Annotated in this window: 26 protein-coding genes; 6 read left to right on the top strand and 20 right to left on the bottom strand. The window is 56.2% G+C overall.

Features of this window, described 5'->3' with window-relative positions; translation table 11 throughout:
* Window positions 1-29: 29 nt before the first annotated feature.
* The gene (locus ACQCLF_RS06350) at window positions 30-1,241 is read left to right on the top strand and encodes a glycosyl transferase (RefSeq protein WP_426985464.1); all 1,212 of its coding nucleotides are present in this window, start codon (window positions 30-32) and stop codon (window positions 1,239-1,241) included.
* A gap of 60 nt (window positions 1,242-1,301) precedes the next feature.
* On the opposite strand, the gene ACQCLF_RS06345 is transcribed toward ACQCLF_RS06350, so the two are convergent.
* From ACQCLF_RS06345 to pilB, 15 genes are all read right to left on the bottom strand, one after another.
* On the bottom strand, window positions 1,302-3,053 hold the full coding sequence (locus tag ACQCLF_RS06345; RefSeq protein WP_426985463.1) for an alpha-amylase family glycosyl hydrolase: 1,752 nt from the start codon (window positions 3,051-3,053) through the stop codon (window positions 1,302-1,304).
* 181 nt (window positions 3,054-3,234) lie between these two features.
* On the bottom strand, window positions 3,235-4,584 hold the full coding sequence (locus ACQCLF_RS06340) for a GntP family permease (RefSeq protein WP_426985462.1): 1,350 nt from the start codon (window positions 4,582-4,584) through the stop codon (window positions 3,235-3,237).
* Window positions 4,585-4,675: 91 nt separating this feature from the next.
* Window positions 4,676-5,191 carry a gluconokinase gene (locus tag ACQCLF_RS06335; protein WP_426985461.1) on the bottom strand — a complete coding sequence of 172 codons (516 nt, stop codon included), beginning with the start codon at window positions 5,189-5,191 and terminating at the stop codon, window positions 4,676-4,678.
* An 89-nt stretch (window positions 5,192-5,280) separates the two neighbouring features.
* On the bottom strand, window positions 5,281-5,616 hold the full coding sequence (gene maoP / locus ACQCLF_RS06330) for a DUF413 domain-containing protein (RefSeq protein ID WP_426985460.1): 336 nt from the start codon (window positions 5,614-5,616) through the stop codon (window positions 5,281-5,283).
* 173 nt (window positions 5,617-5,789) lie between these two features.
* Window positions 5,790-6,056, bottom strand: coding sequence for a 30S ribosomal protein S20 (gene rpsT / locus ACQCLF_RS06325; RefSeq protein ID WP_426985459.1), 267 nt, complete (start codon window positions 6,054-6,056; stop codon window positions 5,790-5,792).
* Window positions 6,057-6,164: 108 nt separating this feature from the next.
* Window positions 6,165-6,503 carry a Na+/H+ antiporter subunit G gene (locus tag ACQCLF_RS06320; protein WP_426985458.1) on the bottom strand — a complete coding sequence of 113 codons (339 nt, stop codon included), beginning with the start codon at window positions 6,501-6,503 and terminating at the stop codon, window positions 6,165-6,167.
* A gap of 12 nt (window positions 6,504-6,515) precedes the next feature.
* Entirely contained in the window at window positions 6,516-6,785 is a 270-nt protein-coding gene (locus ACQCLF_RS06315) for a K+/H+ antiporter subunit F (RefSeq protein WP_426985457.1), read from the bottom strand.
* Window positions 6,770-7,297, bottom strand: coding sequence for a Na+/H+ antiporter subunit E (locus ACQCLF_RS06310; RefSeq protein WP_426985456.1), 528 nt, complete (start codon window positions 7,295-7,297; stop codon window positions 6,770-6,772). The genes ACQCLF_RS06315 and ACQCLF_RS06310 overlap by 16 nt, the downstream gene beginning before the upstream one ends.
* A gap of 3 nt (window positions 7,298-7,300) precedes the next feature.
* Entirely contained in the window at window positions 7,301-8,812 is a 1,512-nt protein-coding gene (locus ACQCLF_RS06305) for a monovalent cation/H+ antiporter subunit D (RefSeq protein ID WP_426985455.1), read from the bottom strand.
* Window positions 8,809-9,156 (bottom strand): Na+/H+ antiporter subunit C, encoded by a 348-nt coding sequence (locus ACQCLF_RS06300; RefSeq protein ID WP_426985454.1) that lies wholly within the window; start codon window positions 9,154-9,156, stop codon window positions 8,809-8,811. The genes ACQCLF_RS06305 and ACQCLF_RS06300 overlap by 4 nt, the downstream gene beginning before the upstream one ends.
* Window positions 9,156-11,969, bottom strand: a complete 2,814-nt coding sequence (locus tag ACQCLF_RS06295) for a monovalent cation/H+ antiporter subunit A (protein WP_426985453.1) — start codon at window positions 11,967-11,969, stop codon at window positions 9,156-9,158. The genes ACQCLF_RS06300 and ACQCLF_RS06295 overlap by 1 nt, the downstream gene beginning before the upstream one ends.
* A gap of 337 nt (window positions 11,970-12,306) precedes the next feature.
* Window positions 12,307-12,909 carry a dephospho-CoA kinase gene (gene coaE, locus ACQCLF_RS06290; protein WP_426985452.1) on the bottom strand — a complete coding sequence of 201 codons (603 nt, stop codon included), beginning with the start codon at window positions 12,907-12,909 and terminating at the stop codon, window positions 12,307-12,309.
* A 3-nt stretch (window positions 12,910-12,912) separates the two neighbouring features.
* Complete coding sequence (locus ACQCLF_RS06285; protein ID WP_426985451.1) at window positions 12,913-13,782, bottom strand: prepilin peptidase; 870 nt, start codon at window positions 13,780-13,782, stop codon at window positions 12,913-12,915.
* A complete protein-coding gene (locus ACQCLF_RS06280) occupies window positions 13,783-15,057 on the bottom strand; it encodes a type II secretion system F family protein (RefSeq protein WP_426985450.1) in 1,275 nt (424 codons plus the stop codon).
* A 5-nt stretch (window positions 15,058-15,062) separates the two neighbouring features.
* The gene (gene pilB / locus ACQCLF_RS06275; RefSeq protein WP_426985449.1) at window positions 15,063-16,784 is read right to left on the bottom strand and encodes a type IV-A pilus assembly ATPase PilB; all 1,722 of its coding nucleotides are present in this window, start codon (window positions 16,782-16,784) and stop codon (window positions 15,063-15,065) included.
* 432 nt (window positions 16,785-17,216) lie between these two features.
* On the opposite strand from pilB, the gene ACQCLF_RS06270 reads away from it, so the two are divergent.
* The 3 genes from ACQCLF_RS06270 to ACQCLF_RS06260 all read left to right on the top strand — a co-directional run bounded on the left by ACQCLF_RS06270 (window position 17,217) and on the right by ACQCLF_RS06260 (window position 19,500).
* Complete coding sequence (locus ACQCLF_RS06270) at window positions 17,217-17,744, top strand: pilin (protein ID WP_426985448.1); 528 nt, start codon at window positions 17,217-17,219, stop codon at window positions 17,742-17,744.
* Window positions 17,745-17,805: 61 nt separating this feature from the next.
* Window positions 17,806-19,116, top strand: coding sequence for a hypothetical protein (locus tag ACQCLF_RS06265; protein ID WP_426985447.1), 1,311 nt, complete (start codon window positions 17,806-17,808; stop codon window positions 19,114-19,116).
* A 129-nt stretch (window positions 19,117-19,245) separates the two neighbouring features.
* Complete coding sequence (locus ACQCLF_RS06260) at window positions 19,246-19,500, top strand: DUF4282 domain-containing protein (RefSeq protein ID WP_426985446.1); 255 nt, start codon at window positions 19,246-19,248, stop codon at window positions 19,498-19,500.
* A 74-nt stretch (window positions 19,501-19,574) separates the two neighbouring features.
* Here ACQCLF_RS06260 and ACQCLF_RS06255 read toward each other — a convergent pair whose 3' ends face one another.
* The 3 genes from ACQCLF_RS06255 to cysQ all read right to left on the bottom strand — a co-directional run bounded on the left by ACQCLF_RS06255 (window position 19,575) and on the right by cysQ (window position 21,160).
* A complete protein-coding gene (locus ACQCLF_RS06255) occupies window positions 19,575-19,742 on the bottom strand; it encodes an EAL domain-containing protein (RefSeq protein WP_426985773.1) in 168 nt (55 codons plus the stop codon).
* Window positions 19,743-19,819: 77 nt separating this feature from the next.
* The gene (locus ACQCLF_RS06250; RefSeq protein ID WP_426985445.1) at window positions 19,820-20,386 is read right to left on the bottom strand and encodes a sugar O-acetyltransferase; all 567 of its coding nucleotides are present in this window, start codon (window positions 20,384-20,386) and stop codon (window positions 19,820-19,822) included.
* On the bottom strand, window positions 20,387-21,160 hold the full coding sequence (gene cysQ, locus ACQCLF_RS06245; RefSeq protein ID WP_426985444.1) for a 3'(2'),5'-bisphosphate nucleotidase CysQ: 774 nt from the start codon (window positions 21,158-21,160) through the stop codon (window positions 20,387-20,389). It lies immediately after the preceding gene.
* A gap of 151 nt (window positions 21,161-21,311) precedes the next feature.
* Between cysQ and ACQCLF_RS06240 the strand changes: the two genes are divergently transcribed.
* Window positions 21,312-22,100 (top strand): hypothetical protein, encoded by a 789-nt coding sequence (locus tag ACQCLF_RS06240; RefSeq protein ID WP_426985443.1) that lies wholly within the window; start codon window positions 21,312-21,314, stop codon window positions 22,098-22,100.
* Between the two features lie 20 nt (window positions 22,101-22,120).
* Complete coding sequence (gene rimI, locus ACQCLF_RS06235; RefSeq protein WP_426985442.1) at window positions 22,121-22,615, top strand: ribosomal protein S18-alanine N-acetyltransferase; 495 nt, start codon at window positions 22,121-22,123, stop codon at window positions 22,613-22,615.
* 13 nt (window positions 22,616-22,628) lie between these two features.
* Here rimI and ACQCLF_RS06230 read toward each other — a convergent pair whose 3' ends face one another.
* Window positions 22,629-23,849 carry a type II toxin-antitoxin system HipA family toxin gene (locus ACQCLF_RS06230; RefSeq protein WP_426985441.1) on the bottom strand — a complete coding sequence of 407 codons (1,221 nt, stop codon included), beginning with the start codon at window positions 23,847-23,849 and terminating at the stop codon, window positions 22,629-22,631.
* Complete coding sequence (locus tag ACQCLF_RS06225; RefSeq protein WP_426985440.1) at window positions 23,850-24,161, bottom strand: hypothetical protein; 312 nt, start codon at window positions 24,159-24,161, stop codon at window positions 23,850-23,852.
* Window positions 24,162-24,377 lie beyond the last annotated feature (216 nt).

Here is a 24,377-nt window from a genome sequence, read left to right as displayed (position 1 = left end):
ACAGTCATAACTCGAACGAGGATTGCACCATGAGTGATTTTTTTCAGAACGGTCGCATTGCCACTCTGCACAATCTTGGTAACCGCCCCCTGGAACAGATGGAAGCCGAGCTGAACGAATGGAAAGATAAAAAGCCCATGTGCCTGGTGCTGCCCTGTTTGTATTCCGAGTTGGAAGGGCCTGCCTTGGAGAATATTATCCAGGAACTCAGTCAGGTAACGTACCTGGATGAAATTATAATCGGCCTGGATCGTGCGACAGAGGCGGAGTTTGAACACGCCAAGCAGTTTTTCTCCCGCCTTCCGCAGCGCCACCATATTTTGTGGAACGATGGCCCACGCCTTAAATCCATCGACAAAATGTTGGCCGAATATGGCTTGGCGCCCACGGAGCTGGGGAAGGGACGCAACGTCTGGTACTGCCTCGGGTATGCGCTGGCATCGGGTCGGGCTCGTGCGGTGGCGTTACATGATTGCGACATTCTGACGTACAAACGCGATATCGTGGCCAAGCTGTTTTATCCCGTGGTCCATCCCACGTTTAATTACGCGTTTTGCAAAGGGTATTACTACCGGGCGGCCGAGGGAAAACTCAACGGCCGGGTCAGCCGACTGCTGGTCTCCCCGCTGGTCCGCGCTCTGGAAAAAGTCTTTGGTCACGACGATTATCTGGACTTCATCGACAGCTTCCGCTATCCGCTGGCGGGAGAGTTTTCCATGATCATGGACGTGGTGAGTTCCATCCGCATTCCCAGCGACTGGGGCCTGGAAATCGGTGTGCTGTCCGAGGTGAACCGGCGTTATTCGGATGAGCGTGTTTGTCAGGTGGACATTGCCGATGCGTACGATCACAAGCACCAGGACCTGTCCCAGGACAACCCGGAGGGCGGTCTGTCCAAAATGAGCACGGATATTTCCAAGTCGCTGTTTCGCAAGCTTGCCATTAAAGGCACCGTCTTTACGCCCGAGGCGTTCCGGACAATAAAAGCGAGCTACTACCGCCTGGCGTTGGACCTAGTGGATCGGTACCACAACGATGCCGTAATCAACGGCATGTCACTGGATCGCAACCGGGAGGAGAGTACGGTGGAGTTGTTTACCAAGTGCATCATGCGCGCTGGTGAACAGTTCTTGAACGATCCGACCGAACGTCCCTTTATGTCCAATTGGTCACGGGTGCTCTCCGCTGTGCCGGACGTGTACGAGCGACTGATCGACGCAGTGGAACAGGATCGCGAGTAATAGAGCGATCGGCGGCGGAGGTGCCTGTGCTTATCCGCCGCTCAACCACTACATCCTCTTCTACACCTTCTTCTCGTAGTTTGTCAGCCACACGCACTGGTAAGGTGCGAGTGTCAACGTGCCGTACAAATCCTTCACCGATTCCCCGCTGATCAGGTCGCGCCAGTTTTCCGTGCTGATCAGGTTGATGCTGGTCAGGCTCACCTCCTGAGGGCGGTCGCTCAGGTTGTTGAGACAAAAAATACTTTGCGTGCGGCGCAGGCTCTGTCGCCAGAACCCAAACACTTCGGGTTGCAAATGCAGCGTAAACTGAGTGGCGTTGGGATGGAACGCTGGCTGCGCGCGACGCAGGCCAATCAACCGGGTTAACTCATTGAAAACGCGGTGCTGGGCGGTTTCCGGATCTGCCAGCAAACTTTCCAGTTCACTCAATTGCCAGTTCTTGCGGTTAATGGAACGGTTGTGCTGAGTGGCTTCCAGTTTGTCCAGATCGTTGGGCGTGGCGAACAGCGTGTGGATGTAAAACGCCGGGATTCCCTCAAGCGCCAACATAATGCTCTGCGAGCATAGCAAGCGCGCTTCCTGCCAGCGGTCCGTGCCTTTATAAGTGCCTTTAAACGCATCAAACAGGCTGATATTGGCCTCGTAGGGTTTGCTGTTACCGGCCTGGTCGGTGCGACTGGAAATGCGCCCGCCGAACGATTGCAGTGTGCTTAAAAACTGGGTCAGTTCGTCGTCCGACAAGAGGCCTTCCGCCGGTCGCAAACCAATACCGTCGTGCGATGCGGTAAAGTTCAAATACGCACAACCCATGGGCGAGGGCGGCATGCTCATCAGCCAGCTTTTCAGATATTGCCCGTCACCGGAAAGCAGCGCATGAATCACCAGCGGTGGAAAGCTGAAGTTGTAAATCATGTGCGCTTCGTTGCTATTGCCGAAGTACGTCAGGTTCTCACGGTTCGGCACATTGGTTTCGCTGATCAAAATGGCGTGAGCGTTTTTATACTCCATCAGCAAACGGATCAGTTTAACGACCTCGTGGGTCTGCGGTAGGTGAATGCAGGAGGTTCCGATTTCTTTCCACAAAAAAGCGACCGCATCCAGGCGCAACCATTGAATGCCGTGATCCAGGTAAAGGCCGATAATCTTCAGGTATTCCAGCAGAACCTGTGGGTTGCGGAAGTCGACATCAATTTGATCGTGGCTGAACGTACACCACACATGCTTAATCCCTTCGCTGGTTTCCACCGCTCGCAATAAAGGGCTGGTACGCGGACGCACGACCATGGAAAGATCATAGTGCGGCGTGGCTTCCACAAAGTAGTCCCGTCCCGGGTCTTTCCCATACTGGTAGTTACGGAACCATCCACTGTGGCTGGAGACGTGGTTGATGACAAGATCGCCCATTAGCTTGAAGTCCCCGGCCAGGGCTTCAATGTCTTCCCACTCACCCAGTTCGGCATCCACCTTGGTGTAGTCCACGACCGCAAAACCGTCATCCGAGCTGTAGGGGAAGAAGGGCAGCACGTGAACGGCGCTGAAGGTGTTTTGCAAATGGTCGTGCAGGAACTGCTCCAGAGTATCGAGCGGTTTTTGCTGGTGAGTGCGAATCGAGTTGCCGTAAGTGATGAGCAGGCAGTCCTGCTCTGACCACAACTGCTCTGGGGGCACAATCGCTTTATTCAATCGATCCCCAATCGCTTCCAGGCATTGTTGGGCGAGTGAGTCCGGGTCAGATTGTGGATAAAGAAAACCGAGCAATGCTCGCAGTTTACTTTCGAGTTCGGGCAGTGACAGGAAATCGGTGGTCATAGCAACAGGGCTCTCTCATCGACGTGTTGGCTCATCAGCGTGTTGTCTTGTCTGTGCAGTGGCACTGATCAAAACAGGCAGCAAGATTCGTACCGTGAAAGCCCGGCAGGTGATGCGAATGGTCGGCCAAAACGGCGGACACGCCCAAGGTGCATCCACCACAGCCGAACCTATCGGCTTGCTATAAGATCAGGCTCAATGCCAGGACGACGACCAAACCGACGACGCCGAGAATGGTTTCCAGCACGGTCCAGGAGGCGAGGGTTTGTCGCTCGGTCATCCCCATGAACTGTTTGACCAGCCAGAAACCGGAGTCGTTGACGTGGGACAGCACCGTGGCCCCACAGGCGACGGCAATGACCACACAGGCGACGACCGGCTCGGAATAGCTACCAGCCGATACCAGAGGAGCCACCAGACCCGCAGTGGTAACCATGGCGACGGTAGCGGAGCCCTGGGACACCCGAATAACGGTAGCGATCAGGAAGGCGAACAGCACAATGGGCAGGTTGCTCGCGGTCATGGCTTCCACCAGTGCATCGCCGACACCGGCATGCACCAGTACCTTACCGAAGACCCCCCCGGCACCAGTGAGCAGAATAATCATCCCCACCGGCTCCATGGAGCGGGTCGCGATCTTCTGAACCTCTTCGCGGCTAAAGCCCAGCCGTGTTCCCAAAAAGTAGAACGTCAGCAGACAGGCGACCAGCAGGGCGGTGAACGGGTGTCCGACAAACGCCATGACCTGCGACACCGAGTGTTCCTCTCCCAGTAAAGCCTGGGCGGCGGTGTTGAGCAGAATCATGGCCAGCGGAATCAGAATCAGGCTGATCACCAGCGCGAAGCCGGGCTGGGGACGTTCGTTGTCGCTCTGGGTATCCAGGTGTGCCAGGGCGGTTTTCGGCAATTCGACGTGAATGCGGTTGCCAATATAGCGCCCGAATACGATACCGCCCACGATGGCCGCCGGTATACCGGCGATGAGCCCCACCAGAATCACCCAGCCGAGGTCTGCTCCGAGCAAGGACGCTACGGCGACCGGTCCGGGGGTGGGGGGGATAAAGGAGTGAGCCACCGCGATCCCGGCGACTAACGGCATGCCGTAGAGCAGCAGCGACTTGCCGGTGCGTTTGGCCAGGCTGTAGGCCAACGGAATAAACAGCAGCAACGCTACTTCGAAAAACACCGGAATGGCGACGATCAGGCCCAGGGTCATCAACGCCCAGGGTGCCCGTTCGACGCCGGCCTTGCGCGTCAGTGTATTGGCGATTTGCTGGGCGCCCCCGGATACCTGAAGAATCTCACCGATCATGGTACCCAGGCCGATCACAATCGCAATGTACCCAAGGGTACTGCCCATGCCTTCGCGGATAACGTCAGCCACTTCTCCAAGCGGAACGCCCCCGGCGATGGCAACGCCCATGCTGACCAGCAGCAGGGCAACGAACGCTTGCATGCGCATGGCCATAATTAAAAACAGCAGTATGGCGATACTGGCAACGGTGACCGATAACAGGTATGTGGCGGACATTATTGTGTTCTCTCCTATTAATATTGCCGATGTTGGGATTGTTGTTGGTGTTTTGGTTTTTTGTGGTTGTGAGTCTGGTTTTATTGGGACGTCAGCGGTTTGAACCTTTTATAGCCGCAATGGCCTGCTGGAGAAGCTCCTCGGGAGGCGGGGTAATGTCCAGTACCGTCACATCCGGTTCCCGGGACGGATCCGGCTCTTCCAGGCTCTTGAACTGGCTGTCGAGCAGGGCGGGCGGCATAAAATGCCCTTCCCGGGCGCTCATGCGTTCGGCAATCAGGCGTTGATCACCAGAGAGGAACAGGAAGTGGGGGGTGAGTCCGCAGTGCCGCAGTGGCTCGCGATGCCGTTGTTTCAGACCTGAGAAAGCCAGCGCCGCCGACTCGTTGCGCTGGGCCAGACTGGTCAGGCTGCTCGCAATGCGTTCAATCCAGGGGACTCGCATGGTGTCGGTCAGCGGTTGGCCACTGGCCATATGGGCCTTCGCTTCCGCGCTGTGGAAGTCGTCGGCATCGAGAAAGGTCAGGTTACAGTGCTTGGCAATCGCCTGAGCCAGGGTAGTTTTCCCCGATCCGGCAACCCCTATAACAATGATCAGGTCGGCCACAGGTGGTTTACATCTCCACGGGTGATTTTACGGTGCCGGGAAGACTAACCTGTTTGCGTTGACGGAGCAAACCTGTGGCCCGGTTCTGTTCAGGCCGTTTTGCGGAGTGGCTGTTTGAGAGGTTCTTGTTTGATAAGTGGTTGTTTGAGAGGTTCCTGGGTCGCTTCAATGGTGAGCCTGTATTTCAACCAGGCTTGCTCCACCGGGTTCTTGGGGGCGGCCTGCCGCTCGATGACCTTAAGCAGGTGGTGGTCTTCTGCGTTGGGGTTGCTGACTTCCCCCCGTAGCAAGGCGGTAATCAGGGCGCCGTGTTTGCGAATCAGACGCGCCTGCAGGGCGGACAGCTGAGCGTCCTGCTCAAAACCCTTGGGGAAATGTTTCAGGTCCTGAAAAGGTTGTTTGAGGTAATGTTCACGCGGCAACATATTCTGCTCCTTAAAAAGACCGTGGCTGAGGTGGGTAGATACAGCCACGGTATACGATAAATCTGGCAGAAATGTGTCAACGCCTGAGAAAAATTTCTCACCACAAAAAAACCGGCCAGAAGCCGGTTTTTGGGGGCCAGCGGAGGCTGGCGACCAGGGGGTCCAGTGGTGCCTTAAGACGCCATGGCCTTGATGTGTCCATTCAGGCGGCTCTTATGGCGAGCGGCCTTGTTTTTGTGCAGCAGGCCTTTGTCAGCCATGCGGTCAATGACCGGTACCGCAGCGGTGTAGGCTTTTTGAGCGGCTTCTTTATTGCCGGAGTCAATCGCCTTGACCACGTTCTTGATGTAGGTGCGCGTCATGGAGCGCAGGCTGGCGTTGTGCTTGCGAGCCTTTTCGTTCTGGCGAGCGCGCTTTTTGGATTGGGGGGTATTGGCCACCGTAGTGCTCCTGTTTCGTATTTCAAGCTTTCAATTCGGTCGTCCGGCGCAGGTCGAGTCGCAAGCCGGAATCAAGGACGCGACATTATGCCGATTTGGGGCGTCATGTCAACTGTCCCCGTCCCAATGGCGCGTATCTTTGCGGTAGGGGAGTCCGACGTGCAAAGCGGCCTTGGCCACGATATGGGCGCTGACCGGTGCGGTGATGAACAAAAACAGCGCGATCAACAGCTCGTGCAGGCTCAATCCTTCCCCCCGGGTACTGAAAAAAATGATGGAGCCAACAATCATCCCTCCCACGCCCAGCGTTGTGGCCTTGGTGGGGCCGTGCAGGCGCATAAAAAAGTCCGGCAGCCGCGCCAGTCCAAAAGAGCCGATCAGGGCGAAGGTCGCGCCGATCAGCAGCAGCGCCGACACCAGCCACTCGATCCAATGGATATCGCTCATGGTGAAACCCTCCTATTCGATAATATCGCCGCGCAACAGGTACTTGGACAACGCCACCGTACCGACGAAGCCCATGACGGCAATCAGCAGCGCGGCCTCGAAATACAGCATGGACTCCTGGGCGATGCCGTACAGCACTAAAAGCGCGATGGAATTGATGTACATGGTGTCCAGTGCCAGGATGCGATCAGGCAGGGAGGGCCCGCGCGCCAGCCGCCACACGTTAAGCACCAGCGCCAGGCTGATCATCAGCAGTGTGATCTGCACTACGGTGTCGAGCATTCGAAAATCTCCTTCAACGGGGCCTCATAGCGACGCTTGATAGTGGCGATGGCTTCGGTCGGGTCATCCACATGCAGGGTGTGAATGATCAACGCTTTGCCATCGGCCGTCAGATCGGCAGACACGGTCCCCGGTGTCAGGGAAATCGTACTGGCCAGCAATGTAATGGAGAAATCCTGCTTGAGATCCAGCTCCAGCCGCATGAAGGCGGGCTTTAGTTTACGCGGGGAGGCGAGGATCATGCGGGCCACACTCCAGTTGGCAACGATAATGTCGCCGACCACCAGGAATAAGAACTTGAGCGCCACCCAGGGACGGCTTAGCGTCATCTCCTGCGGCCAGAAAGACTGGGTGACGAACGGAATAAACCAGGCCAGGATGGCGCCCAGCACGAGGTGCCCGCCGCTGATCTGGTTGACCAGCAGGAACCACAGAAACAACATGAACAGACTGAGTACCGGGTGAGGGAGCCAGCGCCGGGGCCGACGGTGGCGTCGGGACAGAGTAGCCATGGATCAACCTCCTACCGTAGTGTGGCCCAGTACGCTGCGAATGTACTGTTCCGGGTTTAACAACTGTTCGGCCATGGCCTGGGTGTACGCCAGCACCGGCTCTCCCCAAATGGCCAGCACCGGCACCGTGGCCAGCAGGCCTCCGGCGGCGGCCAGAGGTAACAGCGTGGATCGTGGCTGAGTGCTGATGCCGTCGTGAGTACGCCAGAAAAAGGTACTGCCGCTGCGGCTCAGTGACGTAATGGAGGCGAGGCCGCCGAGCAGCACCAGTGACCACAGCCAGATAGCGTCGTAGCCAGTGCCCGCTGATTGCAGTAGCAGCACTTTGCCAACGAAACCACTCAGCGGCGGCATACCGGCCACGCCCACCGCCGCGACAAAGAACAGCAGGCCGAGTAACGTGCTTTGTGGCAGTGCCCGGCCACTGACGATCTCATCACTGCCATCTTCGCGCTGGCGGCGGATCAGGTCGGCGATCAAATACAGGGCACCGCAAATCCAGGTGGAGTGCGCGAGATAATAGAAAGTAGCGCTCAGGGCGTCGGCGGTATTAATGGCCAAACCGGCCAGCAAAGTGCCCACGGAAATGATGACCAGATAGGAAACCTGCATGCGCAGAGTGCGGGCGGCCAGCACGCCGATAAAGCCGAGCGTCAGGGTAAGCAGTGCCAGAGGCCAGAGCCAGGGCTGCGCCAGATTGGCCAGCTCGCCCGCCTGATCGCCAAAAATCAGTGTGTACATACGTGCAATGGAGTACACACCAATTTTGGTCATGATCGCAAACATTGCGGCCACGGGAGCGCTGGCGGCGCTGTACGCTCTGGGCAACCAGAAGTACAGCGGCACCATGGCCGCTTTCAGGCCAAACACCACCATAAACAGCAGACCCGCAGCGGCGGCGATGGGCGCTTCACTGGCGGGCAGCTGCGCGACGCGTACCGCCATATCGGCCATGTTCAGGGTCCCGGTAACGCCGTACAGCGTAGCGACGGCAATCAGGAACAGGCTTGAGCCCGCCAGGTTCAGCAGCACATAGTGCAATCCCGCTCGAGCCCGCTCGGGACCACCGCCCTGTACCAGCAGCCCGTAGGACGCCAGCAGCAAAATCTCGAAACACACAAACAGGTTGAACAGATCGCCGGTCAGAAAGGCACCATTAACACCGAACAACAGCAAGTGCAGTAAGCCGTTCAGGTTATAGGCGGGATGGTCCATCGTACTGGCCGCGTACCAGATACTGAAAAACGCCAGCACACTGGTAACCAGCACCATAAAAGCGCTCAGCCGGTCCAGTACCAGAACGATACCGAACGGCGGCGCCCAGTCGCCCATGGCGTATACCTGAATGACACCGGTGGAGGCGGTCTGGAACAGCAGCGCGGCAACCAGAACCAGCAGTCCGGCCCCAATAAGACTCACTGTCCGGGTCAGTACAAACCCTTTACCCGCCAACAGCAACAGCGTGACCCCGGTGAACAGGGGCAACAGCACAGGAAGGGCTGTTAAATGATTCATACGCGCGACTCCTTGTGCTCGTCGACCGGTTTTCCGTCAACGTGATCGTTGCCCAGTTCGGCGCGGGCACGCAGCGCCAGCACCAGCACAAAAGCCGTCATGGCAAAGCTGATAACAATAGCGGTCAGCACCAGTGCCTGAGGCAAAGGGTCGGCGTATTGTTCGCCAGTGCCGATCACCGGCGGCATGCCGCTATTGAGGCGGCCCATCACGAAAATGAACAGATTGACGGCGTAGGTAAACAGCGTCAGGCCCACAATCACCGGGAAGGTGCGCCCGCGCAGCATCAGGTAAACGCCGCATGCGGTCATGACGGCAATCATCAGAGAAATCAGCAATTCCATTAAACTTTCTCCCCTTGGTCGTTAACGGGAGGGGGTTCGTGTGTGGTCTGGGCCAACTTACCCAGATGCGCCAGGATCAACATGGTGGCGCCCACAACGCTCACGTACACCCCGATATCAAACGCCATGGCCGAGGCCAGCTCGAAATCGCCGACAAAAGGCCAGTGCACATGGGTAAACGTGGAGGTCAGGAACGGATAGCCAAACAGCCAGCTCGCAAAACCGGTGAAGGTAGCAATCAGCACCCCAGTGGCAGCCACCTTGCGGTAATTCCAGCGCAACCGCTGCTGCATCCACTCGGTTCCAGTGGAAATGTACTGAAGGATCAGCGCCACGCTGGTCACCAGGCCCGCGATGAAACCGCCGCCGGGCATATTGTGGCCCCGTAGGAAAATATACAGGGACACCATGATGGCCAGTGGCATCAGGATGCGGGTCATCACCGAGAGAATCGGCGGGTGTGGATCGCGCGCCCAGCGGCGCCCATCGCCATCGGCCATGGGCAACGGCAGTTTCAAGCCGTGGAGAATGGCATAGATGCCAACGGCGGCGAGCGCCAACACGGTAATTTCGCCCAGCGTATCAAAGCCCCGGAAGTCTACCAGGATCACGTTGACCACATTGGTGCCACCGCCGCCGCTCACACTGTTTTCCAGAAAATAGTCCGAGATGGAGGTGAACGGCCGGGTGAGTACGGTCCAACACAGCAACCCGACACCCAGCCCGGCGGCGCCGGAGATCACAATATCCCGGCCCACCCGCTTAGGTCCGGACTCGTTGGGAGTCAACTGTGGCAGGAAGTACAGGGCCAGCATCAGCAGCACAATGGTGACCACCTCCACAGACAGCTGTGTGAGGGCCAGGTCGGGGGCGGAAAAACGGATAAACGTCAGCGCCACAATCAACCCCACCACGCTCAACAGCAGCAGCGCGGCAAAGCGGTTGTGGTGAATAAGCACGGTCCCGAAAGCGCCGATCATCAATAGAGCCGTCGCGACCAGACTGACCGGATCGATCGGTGTTAAGGCGACCGGGCCGGTCCAGGTGGTCAACGGCCAAAGCCCAATGGCGCCCGCCACGACGGCGGAGCCAAAAAACAGCGCGAGATAGCGTTGCAGGGAGCCATTCTCCAGCCGATCGGTCAACCAGCGGGCCGATTGCTCGCCCCACTGAATACGGCGCTCGAACACCAGTTTCTCGTCGCGGCGAAACTTGCGTTCGTAGAAGGCAAACAGCCCTTTGCGCTGAACATACAACAAAATGCCGCCCGCCAGTGCCACGGCACTCATCAGCAGGGGCAGGTTAAGGCCGTGCCAAAGGGCGATGTGGTACTCCGGCATGGTTTCTCCCAGCACCGCCGATGCACCCGCTTCCATAAAGGGCAGAACGGTAAAGTTCGGGAAAATGCCCACCGCCAGACACAGCACCACCAGTAGCTCTACCGGAATTTTCATGAATCGCGGCGGCTCGTGCGGCGGATATTTGGGTAGGTCCCTGGGCTCTCCATTGAAGAACACATCGTGGATAAAGCGGCAAGAATACGCGACCGAGAACAGCGCCCCCAGCGTTACGAACAATGGCATGATCCAGTCGAACCCGCCCATATAAGACAGGTGTAGGCTTTCGGCAAAGAACATTTCCTTGCTAAGGAAACCGTTCAGCAGTGGCACACCGGCCATGGCGGCGGCGGCCACCATGGCCAGCAGCGCCGTATGCGGCATGTACTTCCATAGCCCATTGATTTTCCGCATATCCCGGGTGCCGGTTTCATGGTCGATGATCCCGGCGGCCATAAACAGCGAGGCTTTAAACGTGGCATGGTTAATAATATGGAACACGGCGGCGGCTGCGGCCAGGGGTGTGCTGAAACCAAACAGCAGCGTAATCAGGCCCAGGTGGCTCACCGTGGAATAGGCTAGCAAACCTTTGATATCGTGCTTGAACAGCGCTGTGTAAGCGGCGTAGACCAGCGTCGCCAACCCCGTAAAACTGACGATGAAAAACCACAACTCAGTGCCGGCCAGGGCGGGGTACATCCGCGCCAGCAGGAATACCCCGGCCTTTACCATCGTAGCCGAATGCAAATAGGCCGATACCGGCGTGGGCGCCGCCATGGCATGTGGAAGCCAGAAGTGGAACGGGAACTGGGCGGATTTGGTGAACGCGCCGAGCAACACCAGAATCAAGGTGATGGGGTAAAGGGCGTGGGCGCGGATCTGGTCCCCTGCCGCCAGAATATCTCCCAGGTTGAAGCTGCCGACAATATGGCCGAGCAGCAACGCACCCGCCAGCAGACACAACCCCCCGGCCCCGGTAATGGCCAGCGCCATCCTCGCCCCTTTACGGGCTGTGGACTGATGGGACCAGTAACCGATCAATAGAAAAGAGCTAAGACTGGTCAGTTCCCAGAAGACCAGCAACAGCAGAATATTGTCGGACATGACAATACCCAGCATGGCCAGCATGAACACCTGCAGCAACGTATAGAGCTTGCCCAGAGAATCCTTGGAGGATAAATAGTAGCGGGCGTAGAGCAGCACCAGCAGTCCGATGCCGGTGATCAGCAAGGCGAACATCAGGCTCAGCCCATCGAGCCGCAAGCTGAGATCCAGGCCCAGCCCGGGCAGCCAGGGCTGATGGTAAAACAGGGTCTCACCCGATAATACCGTCGGGATAGTGCTGATCAGCAATCCCAGCGCAATCAGTGGCGCCAACATGGCCGACAGGGCACAGATATTTCGCCCGTAGCGCTCTGTGGCCATAGGCAACAGCGCACCGAGCAATGGTAAAAACACAATCAATAGCAGCGTCATAAGGTCTCTCACACCTTACTGAAGTTCATCCATGCGATCCGGTACGTGACACCGTCGCCATGGCGTGCGTCGTGAACAAGTGTAGCCGGGTTCAGTGTGACTCGGGAGGGTCGGTAAAGAACGGGCGCCGTTTGGCCCTTAGTGTCCTGCTTTGAGCAGCCTTATGTTGGTGCGGCATCGCGGTTATTCCTGCGTTTTAGGTCATTGTGGACGTCGTACCGAAAACAGACAACCGCTGTTATACCGTGAAAATGGGGGTGAGTGCCAGTTTTGAGCGAAGCTCTTAACCAATGTTAACAGCGGTGCCAGGCTGTTGTTGGTCCGGTAATGGGGCACGTTAACTCTTTGAAAGCTCGAGATAAAAGTGGTGTAGGCGCTGAACCTCCGGGCCCAGGGCGTCCAGGTTGCCGCTGTTATCCAGTACGTCATCGGCGCGGGAGCAGCGCTCCTTACGGGGCATTTGGCTGGCGATAATGCGCCGGATCTGCTCCTCTGACGCCCCGTCGCGCTGACGGGCCCGGGAGAGCTGCACTGACTCCGGCGCATCCACTACCAGCACGCGGTTCACCAGTTGGTCCTGTCCCGTTTCGAACAGCAGGGGGGATACCAGCAATGCATAGGGGGTTTGGGCGGCATCCAGCCGCTGACGAAGTTCGCGGTTAATCAGGGGGTGTAGCTGTTGCTCCAGCCAGGTTTTGGCCGAGGGATCGGAGAAAATGATGTGCCGCAGCGCGGGCCGGTTCAGTGTCCCGTCATCAGCCAGAATTTGAGGGCCGAAGTGTTCGGCAATAGCGGCCAGCGCCGGTTGGCCCGGTTCCACCACCACGCGAGACATATCGTCGGCGTCCCAGGCTTCCACGCCCAGCGCCTGAAAGGCCCGCATCACGGCCGATTTGCCGCTGCCAATGCCGCCAGTCAGGCCTACCCGAAAACGTGCCATGACTCAGGGGAGTGCAAATTGCAGGTAGGTGCGAACGATGGCATCACCCCAGATAAAGGCGATCCAGCCCGCAATGGCAAGATAGGGACCGAACGGCATTGGCACATTGCGCCCCCGCCCACGCATCAGCACCAGGCCGAGGCCGATGACGGCGCCCACCAGTGATGACAGTAAAATCACCACCGGCAACAATTGCCAGCCCAGCCAGGCCCCGAGTGCCGCCAATAATTTGAAGTCACCGTAGCCCATGCCTTCCTTGCCCGTGAGCAGCTTGAAGGCCCAGTAAATGCTCCAGAGGGAAAGATAACCGGCCACGGCCCCCCACAACGCACTTTCCAGCGTCGCAAATCCGCCCAGGTGATTCACGATCAGCCCGAGCCAGAGCAGCGGCAGGGTAATGGCGTCAGGCAACAGTTGCGTGTCGGCATCGATCAGCGTCAGGGCGATCAAGGCCCAGGTGAACGCCAGAGCAACGGCACCTTCGAACGTCACACCGAAGTGATGAATCACAAACACGCTCAGCAGCCCGGTGACCAACTCCACAATAGGGTAGCGCCGGGAAATGGGCGCGCGGCAGGCAGAGCAGCGTCCGCGCAAAAACAGATAGCTGACCACCGGAATGTTTTCCCAGGCGCGAATCCCGTGCCCGCAGTGGGGGCAGGTGGAGTTGGGGGTAATCAGGTTGAAGCGGGTTTGCTCAGGGCGTGGCTGTTCCAGCAGCTCACAGCATTGAGTGCGCCACTCGGTCTGCATCATTTTGGGCAGGCGGTACACCACCACGTTGAGAAAGCTGCCGACCAGCAGCCCCAGAATGGCGGCGCTGATCAGAGCGAGGGTAGGGTAAAGGGTGAGGGCTTCGAGTACAGCGGACATTTAAACAACTGCACCCAATTGGAAGATAGGGAGATACATTGCCACCATCAGACCGCCTACAAGAACACCGAGAACAGACATAATGATAGGTTCAAGCAAGGATGTCAGGCTATCTACTCTATTATCCACCTCGTCTTCATAGTAGACAGCGACTTTTTCCAACATTTCATCTAAGGCTCCGGATTCTTCGCCTATCGAAGACATCTGGACTAGCAGGGTTGGAAACTTCTTTTGTGCTCGGATGGCTGTGTTTAGTTGAATGCCTGTTGCCACTTCATCGCGGATTCTAAAAATTGACTCGCTGTAAACCCTGTTTCCTGCTGCGCCGGCCACAGAGGTTAATGCATCAATGAGCGGAACCCCGGCGGCGAAGGTTGTAGACAGTGTTCTAGAAAAACGCGCAATTACTGATAGGAAAATAATTTCCCCAATAATAGGTACCTTGAGAATGTATTTGTCCATCGCGTAAGCAAACTTCTCTGACCGTCTTTTAAGCTCTCGAAAGCAAAAAACGAAGGCGATGACTGCAAGCAGGTACAGATACCACATTTCCTGCATGGTTTCCGATAACGAGACGACAAATAAGGTGAAGGCTGGGAGATCTGACCCAAAACTGGCGAATGTCTGAGCAAACTGTGGGACAACCTTAATCAGTAGAATGGCAGTAACGACAACAGCTACTATGACGACTGCCACAGGATAGGTCAGAGCTTTTTTAATCTTTGACTTGAGGGCTTCAGTTTTTTCCTTGTACGTGGCAATTCGGTCTAACATAGTTTCCAGAGAACCAGACTGCTCACCGGATTCTACAAGGCTGCAAAAAAGGTCATCAAAATATTTAGGATGCTTCCTGAGAGCTGAGCCAAAGCCACCACCCGCAGCAACATCATCTCTAATGTCAAAAACTAGTTTTTGAAGCCTTATATTGTCAACACCCTCGGCCACAATATCGAAGGATTGTACAAGAGGCACACCGGCCTTCATCATGGTTGCCATCTGGCGAGAAAATACCGCGATATCGCCGGGTTTGATTTTTTTGCCACCACCGCCAAACAAGGGTTTGGGCTTTTTGCGCACGTTATTGGCGCGGATGCCCTGCTTGAGCAGTTGCGCTTTCACAAGAGCGGGACTAACGCCTTCGATTTCCCCATCGATTTTGTTGCCCTTCTTATCCAACCCTTTGTAAGTGTAGGTTGAGGTGGTGGCACTTTTACCCGCTGCCTTTCGTCGGGTGGTGCTCTGGGCCGGTTTTTGCGCTTGGGCGGTAGTGGCCATAATCGTTAGTCCTTGGTGACTCGGTTGGCTTCTTCTAGACTGGTCATACCCTGGGCGGCTTTGCGCAGGGCGGACACCCTCAAGTTATTAAAACCCGCGGCACGGGCTGCCTTGGCAATTTGCAATGAATTGCCGCCCTCCATTATAAGGGTCGCGATCTCAGGCGTGATGCGAACCACTTCATACACCCCGACACGGCCTTTGTAGCCATTGCTGCACTGCGAGCAGCCTACCGGATGGTACAACTCTATTTCGTCGCGGGGAATGCCGATCTCGTCAAAGCCTTCCTCGGTCAGGATTTCACTCGGGATATCCGTGGCCGGTTTCCGGCAGTGCTTGCACAAGCGGCGGGCCAGCCGCTGCGCAATAATCAGGCTCACACTGGTGGCAACGTTGAAGGCGGGAACCCCCATGTTCAACAGGCGCGTCAGGGTTTCCGGCGCACTGTTGGTGTGCAAGGTAGAGAGCACCAAGTGCCCGGTCTGGGCGGCCTTGATCGCGATTTCCGCTGTCTCCAGGTCCCGAATTTCCCCCACCATCACCACATCCGGGTCCTGGCGGAGAAACGAGCGCAGGGACTCCGCAAACGTGAGCCCCACCCGTGTGTTCATCTGTACCTGGTTAATACCTTCCAGGTTGATTTCCACCGGGTCTTCCGCGGTGGAGATATTGCGCTCGCTCGTGTTGAGAATATTCAGCCCGGTATAAAGAGACACGGTTTTACCCGAACCCGTGGGGCCGGTTACCAGAATCATACCCTGGGGTTCGTTCAGCGCTTCCATATACAGTTGCTTCTGATCGTCCTCATACCCCAGAGCATCAATTCCCATTTTTGCCGAGCTGGGGTCGAGAATCCGCAGCACCACCTTCTCTCCAAACAGTGTGGGCAGCGTGTTCACCCGGAAATCAATGGCTCGGTTTTTGGAAATCTTCATCTTGATCCGGCCATCCTGCGGCACACGGCGCTCGGAAATGTCCATCTGGGACATCACCTTCAGGCGGGCCGCCAACCGGGTGGCCAGATTGATCGGTGGTTTGGCGACTTCCTGAAGAATGCCGTCGGTGCGAAACCGCACCCGGTAGGCCTTTTCATAAGGCTCGAAATGGATATCCGAGGCGCCGCTCTTGATGGCATCCAGCAGAATCTTGTTAATAAAGCGGACAATGGGCGCTTCGTCTTCTTCCTTTTCTTCTTTCGCCGACTCGGACTCGGTCGCGCTTGTGTCCAGCCCTTCCAAAGCCTCATCGTCCAGTCCGCCCAGTGCCTCGCCCAGCGACTCATCTTGGGCGTTCAAATAGCGTTCAATGGCCTGTCCCAGCTTATCCGCTTCCACCAATATGGGGTCGGTGTTCAGGCCGGTATTGAATTTGATCTCATCCAGGCCATGCAGGTTGGTGGGGTCGGCCACCGCCACAAACAGGCGGTTGCCCCGTTTGGTGATAGGAAGAGCGTGGTGTTTTTGAATCAGCTTCGGGTCCACCAGCTTGGTGGGAATGGCGGTGGCTGCCAGGCTGTTCAAGTCAAACATGGGAGTGCCGAACTCCTCGGAAGCGACCCGGGCGATCGTGGCGCCGTCCAGCATGTTGTGGCTCACCACATGGATAACAAAGGGTACGCGGTCACGGACAGCCTGCGCCTGGGCTTTGGCGGCCAGTTCGGAGTCCATCAGTCCGTCCTGCACCAAACGGCGCGCCAGACCACTGAGCACGGGAGCGGAGGTATTCATAAATGCCTGGTTTCCAAGAATGTTATTCTGGTCGTGGGCCGAAAGAGCGATGTTTAAGCCGTCACTCTATCCGATAAGTCTATGAAGATTCTACCTTTTTGACAGGCAGGAATTGCGCCATCGCCTGTTGCTCTGATGAGTGTTGCCGATTAAGTGTGACAGGCATCACAAAAACAAAAACTTATTGGTCGTGAAAGAGCGTCAATAGGCAGCGATGGGCAGTATTGCGGCCGGTTATGTGACGTAAATTGTCACAGTTAGGGCGGTTACGATTAGGTTTGGCGCAAAAAGCATCTTTTTGGGTGAACTTTTGAGGTCTTTAGTGGAATTTCGGGATGGGCAGGATTAGTCGATGGTGACTTGCCAGAGTTGGCATACCTATTGCGTTGGGTTGAGCGTCGGTAACTTTCTTCTCAAAGCGGAGATATAAAGATGAAACAACAAATGCAAAAAGGTTTTACCTTGATTGAATTGATGATCGTGGTAGCGATCATTGGTATTTTGGCGGCAGTAGCGATTCCGCAGTATCAATCCTATGTAACTCGCTCTGAGTCCCAGGCTCAAACTGCCAATGCAATTCGCTCTTTACAAATTGCCGTATCTGAATATAGCTCGCGGTTTGCGCAGTTGCCCCCTGCATTTTCTGATATGTGTACTCGGGTTCAGTTTTGTGATGATCAAGGAGGGGCACTGGCGGCAACCGACCTCGGTGTTGGTGCTGTAGCATCTGTTGGTTGGGGCCGGACAGATGCCAATAACGGCACAATCACCGTCACCTTCTTGGAAGCTTCTGAAGCGAACGCCACCGGAAACCAAGAGCTGGATGGCAAGACAGTAGAAATCTCCGCCGAGAGAAATGACGTGGGCACTGTTAGCTACTTTGTGTCAGGTGGTACTGTATCCTCACAATATCGTCCGAGCATCGGCTCTGGTGGTTCCTCCGATGGTTCGGATGATTGATAGCTTTGTAAACCCTTATGTTTGAAACTAAAACAAAGGCCGAGGCTTATACCCTCGGCCTTTGTTTTATTGGCTTCGTATTAAATTTGTTGCTCATTTATTTAAGGTTTGTATCGGTTCACCTTATATCCTCTTATTGACTAGTTATGTGAGGCTTCGACTTGCATTCGTTGAGCACAGTGATGCCATGGATTCCAACCCTTTAGTCAGAGTTCGTTATGCTGGACGCACTAATCCCTTTCATAGGGATCAAGGCAAGCGCCCCCTAATCATGCCGGTGGCCATTATCGTCTTGTTGCTATTGGCGTTTTCGGTGCTGTTCGCGGAGACTGACAACAAACAGCAACTGATGGTCGATATAGGCATGCCATTTGTTGGGTTGCTGGTGATGTTTCTGGGGGGATATGTTGGCGCCGCTTATATCGCCCGCCGGGTTTCCTTGGTGTTGGATAGCAACGGTATCCGTTTCAATAATCCTGTACCTTTGGCGTCGTTGGTAAAGCCTTCATGGTTTGTATCCTGGAGCGCTTTGCAGAGGGTCGAGTACAAAGGCAGTCTCAAGCCTGGCACGGCCAAGCCTTGGCTGAGACAGATCCGATTACATGCGCGAAGCGGTTCGGTAAGACGGCTGGATCCGACGCGGTGGGTTGATGGCAATAGAGACCGGCCAGACTTTGGTCTGCGAATGAAGGACTTGCGCTACAGTATGTCCACAGCCGGGGCGGTGCAAATGCGCTACCGGATGGCGTTACAGAGTCATTTGGTGGAGGATCTGGCGGCCTGTGGGTGGCCGGCTTTTGATTCCGGGCCATTGCAGACAAGCGTTCGGCCTGGCTATACGGATGAGGGTCGCTTTGACCTTATGCAGCACCGGGGTTTAAAGGTCTTGACGTTTGCGGCCTTGGGTTTTCTGGCTTACTTTCTGGTTGATTACTTTTTTGTTTCCCCTTGGCGTTATGCCGAGGGTCCATCTGTCTTGGTCTTTGTATTCACGAGCGTGGTATTGATGGCTGCCTGTGCGGGATTAGGCAAAGGGGCTCCACGCCTTGAGCATTTGGTGGTCACTCTGTTATTTGGGGTGAGTGTCGGAGCCGCCTGTTGGCCAGCGGCGCTGCGGCTCAATGCCATGGGTGCTCAATCGTTTGTGGTGACCTATCAGTCGGTGGCCCCTGGGGAGTTCGAGGCGGCGGACGGGAGCCACCCACGACTGACGTTCAAGGGGTTTGAAGAGTATTGGGCCGATTCCGGCCAGCGCGGATCTTATGATTTTGAACTGCTTCATGGACATTTGGGCTTCTGGCAATATAACCACCGCCGTATTATGGGCGAAATGCGCGAATTTTTTTCCGATGAAAAAGAGGCAGTTAGATGACTTTCGCCTCAATCTGGTTGGCTTGTTGTCAACTGGCATCTGGTATGGCATGTTAATCCACTGATGTATGGGTGGTTTTTAATGCACCAACGATTTTGTCTGTTTTAATAACGCTCAAGAGGAACAATCATGAAGGAAGTTTTCTTTTTCGATTCCATGCTGACTCCAAAAATCATCACTTTTGTTTATTGGTTGCTGTTACTGTTCGCCGTGGTTTCCGGTTTCGGCACGATGTTTACCGGTTTTGGTGGCGTGACTTTCGGTAAATTTATCGGTGGGCTCGGTATTATTATCGGTGGTGCAGTAGGTGCTAGAATCTGGTGTGAGCTGTTGATCGTGCTGTTCAAAATTCACGAAAACATTAAAAGAATCGCAGATAAGTAATGCGTCGGCGCCAAGGACGGCGCTAATTATTGTTTGGTAGAAAATAGTTCAAAAACTGTCGTTTTAACAGCACCTCACTTTAATGTTGTTATCCACTGTAAAAAATCCTCGGCGGGCATCGGCTCAGCAAATAAGTACCCCTGTGCCTCGGTGCATTGGCTGTTGCGCAAGAAGGCGAGCTGTTCCTCGGTTTCAACGCCTTCGGCGATCACGTTCAGACCGAAACTCCTCCCCAGGTAAATAATGGCTTTTACGACGGCGGCATCCTCGGGATCGGTGGTGACATCGCGGAGCAGGTATTGGGGGAGTAAGTGCGGTTTTACAGTTCCCGGATTACGCGACAGGGGTTGCCCGCCGCAAACACATCCGCAGGAATATCTTTGGTCACGACGCTGCCCGCACCGATCACACTGCGATGCCCGATAGTGACGCCGGGGCAAATAATGGCGCCGCCCCCAACCCAGACATCTTCACCGATATGAATCGGCAAGCCGGACTCAAGCCCGGAGGCCCGTTCCTGTGCGTTCAGTGGATGGGTGGCGGTGTAGACTTGCGCTGCGGGGCCGAACAGCGTGCGGGCACCAATGTGTACTTCAGCCACATCAAGCACCACGCAATTAAAATTGAAGAAGACTTTGTCGCCCAAGTGAATATTGTCGCCATAATCGCAATAAAACGGTGGCTGCATCCAAACGGTGTTCCCGCCATCCGGTATCAACTCGCGCAATAGTTGACGCCGTTTTTTGACCTCATTATCGCGGCTCGCGTTCAGGCTTTCACAGAGCAGGCGTGCGCGCCGTCGTGCCTGGGTCAGCTCCGGGTCCATTGGGTCGTACAGCTCGCTGGCGAGCATTTTTTCCCGCTCGATGGAAAGCGCTTCAGTCATTTACACCTTCCCTTTGGCAATGAAGAAGGGGTTCAGCACCGAGTCTGTCTGGTTATAGCGTAAAGGTTCATCGGTGTCAGCGACCACCAGTTGCCCGCCTGCGCCGAGCAGGACGGCATGGGCCGCGCCGGTGTCCCATTCGCTGGTGGGGCCGAGGCGAGGATAAAGATCGGCCTCGCCCTCGGCCACCAGGCATATTTTCAGGGAGCTGCCCAGGCTTTTGATTTCCGGCTCGTCAAAACCAGTCAGAAATTCCAGAAAGGCTGGGCTCTGATGAGAACGGCTGCCGACGATGCGCCAGCCCGCTCGTCCCTCGGGGGCCGCACTGGCATGGATGGGGGATGCCTGTTCGGCCCGCACCTTGACCGCATCGCCAGTGGCTGTCCCACCGTAGTACAAGGTATCGAGTGCAGGCGCGTAGACAACCCCCCAGACCGGGTTGCCTTGCTCGATTAAGGCAATGTTGACGGTAAATTCCCCGTTTTTGCGAATAAACTCCTTGGTCCCGTCCAGGGGGTCTACCAGCCAATAGCGCTCCCACTGACGACGCTCCTCCCAGGGTGCATTGGCACTCTCTTCGGAAAGGATCGGGATATCTGGAGTCAGCCGCTGGAGGTCGGCGACGATAATATGATGTGCTGCCAGGTCGGCTTCGGTCACCGGGCTGTCGTCGCTTTTTTGGTGAACGGCAAAGTCCCGCGAATACACGGCCATAATGGCGTCTCCCGCGCGGCAGGCGGTGGTGACGACATCGGCGTAGGGCATATCAGGCATGGGGCGGGGCTCCTTCTTCTGTTCAGGACGGTTGTAAACTTGCCGTCGAGTATACCGGCCACCGAAGGTTGGCGCCAACGCGCTCAAGCGCGGGTAAGTTTGCTAGAATACGCGGACATTTCTTGCGATTGGCGAATAGCCAGAGCCCCTGATGAACGAATACCAGCGACAGGCTTACCTCGATGTGCTCGGTGTGGAGCAGTATGTTCCGCGCTGGCAGTTCGCTCAGGCTCCCGAGCCGGTAACGTGCGAGTTGTCGGTGCTGGATGAGGTGAGATCCGTCGAGCAGCCATCCAGCGAAACGAGAGCGGCTTCGGCGCCGCAGAAGCCCGTCACGGGCGCTGCGGTGACGCCGCCGGTGATGACGGATGTACTCAGGGATATGACGGCGCCTGAAACCGACCGTCGTCCACGCCCCATAGACCCTGAAGCGGCGCCCGTGCCCGAAAAGGCCGCGGACGCGGCGACGGTGGCACCGTTCAAGCTCAGTATCTGGCGTTCACCCTTGCCTTTATTGGTGCTGGATGCCCGGGAACCCAAAGCGGCGCTGCCCACGGACCGGTTGTTGCACAACCTGTTGGCAGCACTGGGGGCCGAAACGGGCCAGGGAGTCAGCGAGGAGGTGCTGCCCTGGCCATTGATTAACAATCCCAAGGTGCGCTTAACAACCGAAGACGCGCGACAGGAGCTGCATTCCTGGCTGGAGGCGGAGTTGCGCAAGCGTCCGGTCAAGCATTTGCTGCTCATGGGGGAAAATGCCGCCCGGCACTTCCTGCCCAATGAACAGCGTTATGACGAGGCACTGTGGCAGTCGTTCGTTTTGCCGGTGGTTGACCGGCAGGCCCTCGTGGCCCCCAGCCTGGCCGAGCTGCTTCGGGATTGTTCTCTGAAGCGCCCGCTGTGGCAGGCGCTGCAAGCCTGGCTGCCCATGGCTTCCTGACTCGGATATTGCGGCACGTCATGGTTTTGAAAGGTTATCCACTCCCCGAGCAATTAACGACCCAGTCCGGCGCTGCGCTTCAGGTCCGGCCGCTGGCGGCCTCGGACATCGCCGATGTGATGGCGCTGGAAGCACGGGTGCAAACGCATCCATGGCGACGCTCCAGCTATGAAGATTGTCTGAACGGGCGGCACCACTGCTGGACTGTCCACAATGAAGGCCGCTTGGTGGGCTTTGTCGTGGTCGCTTGGGCCGGTGGTGACGGAGAGCTGCTGAATATTGCGGTAGCGCCTGAAAAGCAGCGCCACGGCGTGGGAAAAGCGCTGCTTGAACTGGCGTTGGAACAGATAAAGCCTTTCGCCAGTATGTTATTCCTCGAAGTGCGTGTCTCTAATACCCAGGCCATTACCTTCTATGAGCGCGAGCAGTTCTTTGAGGTAGGCCATCGCCCCAATTACTACCCGGCTAACGGCGGCCGGGAAGATGCGTTGATTCTGGCCCGCCAGTTGTCTTGAGTCTTATTACCGCTCACGAGGTTGTGGCTTTGAGGAAAGAGGTCAAAATGCTTTGCTCTGCCGCTGCCATCCCGGCTTGCTGAGCAAAGTGAGGCAGCTCCTCTGCAATCGCTTTGACCTCTGAGTAAAATCGGTTGGCCGTCGTTTTGTCGAGCATAAAGAGGTTGGCGTAAGACAGTGCATTGGTTTTCGTGCTGTTCGCTCCGTCAACCCCGACCCCCATGGCTTGCCGTCCCTGCGCCCCATGAATCGTGGGGAGCACATCATAGGCAGGCGCAATTCCCCAACGTTGTTGGTTGATTTCGTAGATCATGCCGTGATTGCGTGCATGATCGTCAACGTTGCCAATCAGAATATTGAAGACCATTCTTCGGAATAACTCGTGACAGTCCCTTTCTGGTTCGGATGAGTGATGCCGAAGGATTCGGGCAAGATTGATATAGCTGTATGGGTTGAGTTTTGAATCTCGAACGGTTCTGACTCTATCCAGATTAAACAGACTGTTGGCGGAAAGAAAGTGGACGGGCTGCCCCGGTGTGCGATCAAAGCGTTTTATCAAGAAGGCAGTTTGTCCATTTCCAAGCTCTTCCAGTCGGACTTCGGGAACGTGAAAGCCGGCCTGAAAAAGCAGTTTCATCGTGGCATATTCCAGACGTGGAATATCGACAGGGTCACTCACTCGAGAAAACTTCACCAGCCAGCTTTCTTCTCCCTCGCAAACAACGACCTTGGGCCGGGCTCCACCCATGCTGGAACCCGGTTCAATAAGTGCGAGCTGATCGCTGGTTAGTGTTTCTCGCTCAGATACCTTTTGAATGACGTTGGAAAGTTCGGCCAGCAGGGTAATATCGGGGGGCTGAGATGCCGGTCGGGTTGCTGACCGGGACAAACTAAAGGCCAGTGTCCCTACACCGCTGCCGCTGGTGCGTAGCAAGCGCTCTATCTCATTTTTGGGCGTGCTGCTGTTGTTGAGAAGTAAAACCCGGGTCCCCCAGTCATCCGGACCGGCATCGGTAAAAACGCCAAACACGGCCTTGCGGTTTGTGGTGCGAAAAGTATGCGCTTTAAGCGGTAGGTTTTCCGGATCAAGAGGGTAGGCGTCACGGTTCTCTAGCCATTGGCTGTCGTAGCGAAAGGTGCCAACGGGAGGTCGGGCTGAGAGCTGGCCGACTCGGGTCAACTCTCCCCCCGAAGTGCGTGTGAAGACGTAGGCGTCATAGTACGGCTCAACCATTCAGACCTCTTTCCCCAGAGATTTTATCTGTTTGAGGCGGCGTCCGGTTTCATCCCGGTGGGGGGCCGCCAGGTCGGCTACGCCGTCCGCTAAACCAAACGTGTCCAGCACCGCGAGATAGACACCCAGGGCGGTGCCCGGGTTACCCGCCTCAGCGTTTCGATAAGCATTGATGGAAAGCAGGGAGCGTCTGGCGGTTTCTTTAATTGTCCAGCCTCTGGCTTTTCGGGCTTCCCGAAGGTTAGAGGCCATTATTCCAAGCGCAACCCGCGCTTCTTCGGATAAGCCTTGTTGATAGTCGGTTTTTGGCATTGAGCGGACGTCCGGAAGCGGATACAGAAATGGATTAAAATGCCTATATAAGAATGTATGGGTATATATTTATGCCTATAAAGGTATTTTGTCAACCCGGGTCTTATGGGTTGGCAAGTTTTAATGCGGGTCCGGATCAGTTGGGTTTGTGTATCGGTTATACTATGGCGCTTTAAATCCGCCATCACAAACCCGTTATCACTAACGGGGCTGACC

Origin of the sequence: Marinimicrobium sp. ARAG 43.8 (genome assembly GCF_050113635.1) — a bacterium.
Taxonomy (GTDB): domain Bacteria; phylum Pseudomonadota; class Gammaproteobacteria; order Pseudomonadales; family Cellvibrionaceae; genus Marinimicrobium.
Note: the sequence above shows the minus strand (reverse complement) of the source record. Positions and strands in the feature narration are given on the sequence as shown.

Coding starts and splice junctions, on each gene's coding strand:
- ACQCLF_RS06350 (WP_426985464.1), top strand. CDS start 30: ATGAGTGATTTTTTTCAGAACGGTCGCATTGCCACTCTGCACAATCTT.
- ACQCLF_RS06345 (WP_426985463.1), bottom strand. CDS start 3,053: ATGACCACCGATTTCCTGTCACTGCCCGAACTCGAAAGTAAACTGCGA.
- ACQCLF_RS06340 (WP_426985462.1), bottom strand. CDS start 4,584: ATGTCCGCCACATACCTGTTATCGGTCACCGTTGCCAGTATCGCCATA.
- maoP (WP_426985460.1), bottom strand. CDS start 5,616: ATGTTGCCGCGTGAACATTACCTCAAACAACCTTTTCAGGACCTGAAA.
- ACQCLF_RS06320 (WP_426985458.1), bottom strand. CDS start 6,503: ATGAGCGATATCCATTGGATCGAGTGGCTGGTGTCGGCGCTGCTGCTG.
- ACQCLF_RS06315 (WP_426985457.1), bottom strand. CDS start 6,785: ATGCTCGACACCGTAGTGCAGATCACACTGCTGATGATCAGCCTGGCG.
- ACQCLF_RS06310 (WP_426985456.1), bottom strand. CDS start 7,297: ATGGCTACTCTGTCCCGACGCCACCGTCGGCCCCGGCGCTGGCTCCCT.
- ACQCLF_RS06305 (WP_426985455.1), bottom strand. CDS start 8,812: ATGAATCATTTAACAGCCCTTCCTGTGCTGTTGCCCCTGTTCACCGGG.
- ACQCLF_RS06300 (WP_426985454.1), bottom strand. CDS start 9,156: ATGGAATTGCTGATTTCTCTGATGATTGCCGTCATGACCGCATGCGGC.
- ACQCLF_RS06295 (WP_426985453.1), bottom strand. CDS start 11,969: ATGACGCTGCTATTGATTGTGTTTTTACCATTGCTCGGTGCGCTGTTG.
- coaE (WP_426985452.1), bottom strand. CDS start 12,909: ATGGCACGTTTTCGGGTAGGCCTGACTGGCGGCATTGGCAGCGGCAAA.
- ACQCLF_RS06285 (WP_426985451.1), bottom strand. CDS start 13,782: ATGTCCGCTGTACTCGAAGCCCTCACCCTTTACCCTACCCTCGCTCTG.
- ACQCLF_RS06280 (WP_426985450.1), bottom strand. CDS start 15,057: ATGGCCACTACCGCCCAAGCGCAAAAACCGGCCCAGAGCACCACCCGA.
- pilB (WP_426985449.1), bottom strand. CDS start 16,784: ATGAATACCTCCGCTCCCGTGCTCAGTGGTCTGGCGCGCCGTTTGGTG.
- ACQCLF_RS06270 (WP_426985448.1), top strand. CDS start 17,217: ATGAAACAACAAATGCAAAAAGGTTTTACCTTGATTGAATTGATGATC.
- ACQCLF_RS06260 (WP_426985446.1), top strand. CDS start 19,246: ATGAAGGAAGTTTTCTTTTTCGATTCCATGCTGACTCCAAAAATCATC.
- ACQCLF_RS06250 (WP_426985445.1), bottom strand. CDS start 20,386: ATGACTGAAGCGCTTTCCATCGAGCGGGAAAAAATGCTCGCCAGCGAG.
- cysQ (WP_426985444.1), bottom strand. CDS start 21,160: ATGCCTGATATGCCCTACGCCGATGTCGTCACCACCGCCTGCCGCGCG.
- ACQCLF_RS06240 (WP_426985443.1), top strand. CDS start 21,312: ATGAACGAATACCAGCGACAGGCTTACCTCGATGTGCTCGGTGTGGAG.
- rimI (WP_426985442.1), top strand. CDS start 22,121: ATGGTTTTGAAAGGTTATCCACTCCCCGAGCAATTAACGACCCAGTCC.
- ACQCLF_RS06230 (WP_426985441.1), bottom strand. CDS start 23,849: ATGGTTGAGCCGTACTATGACGCCTACGTCTTCACACGCACTTCGGGG.
- ACQCLF_RS06225 (WP_426985440.1), bottom strand. CDS start 24,161: ATGCCAAAAACCGACTATCAACAAGGCTTATCCGAAGAAGCGCGGGTT.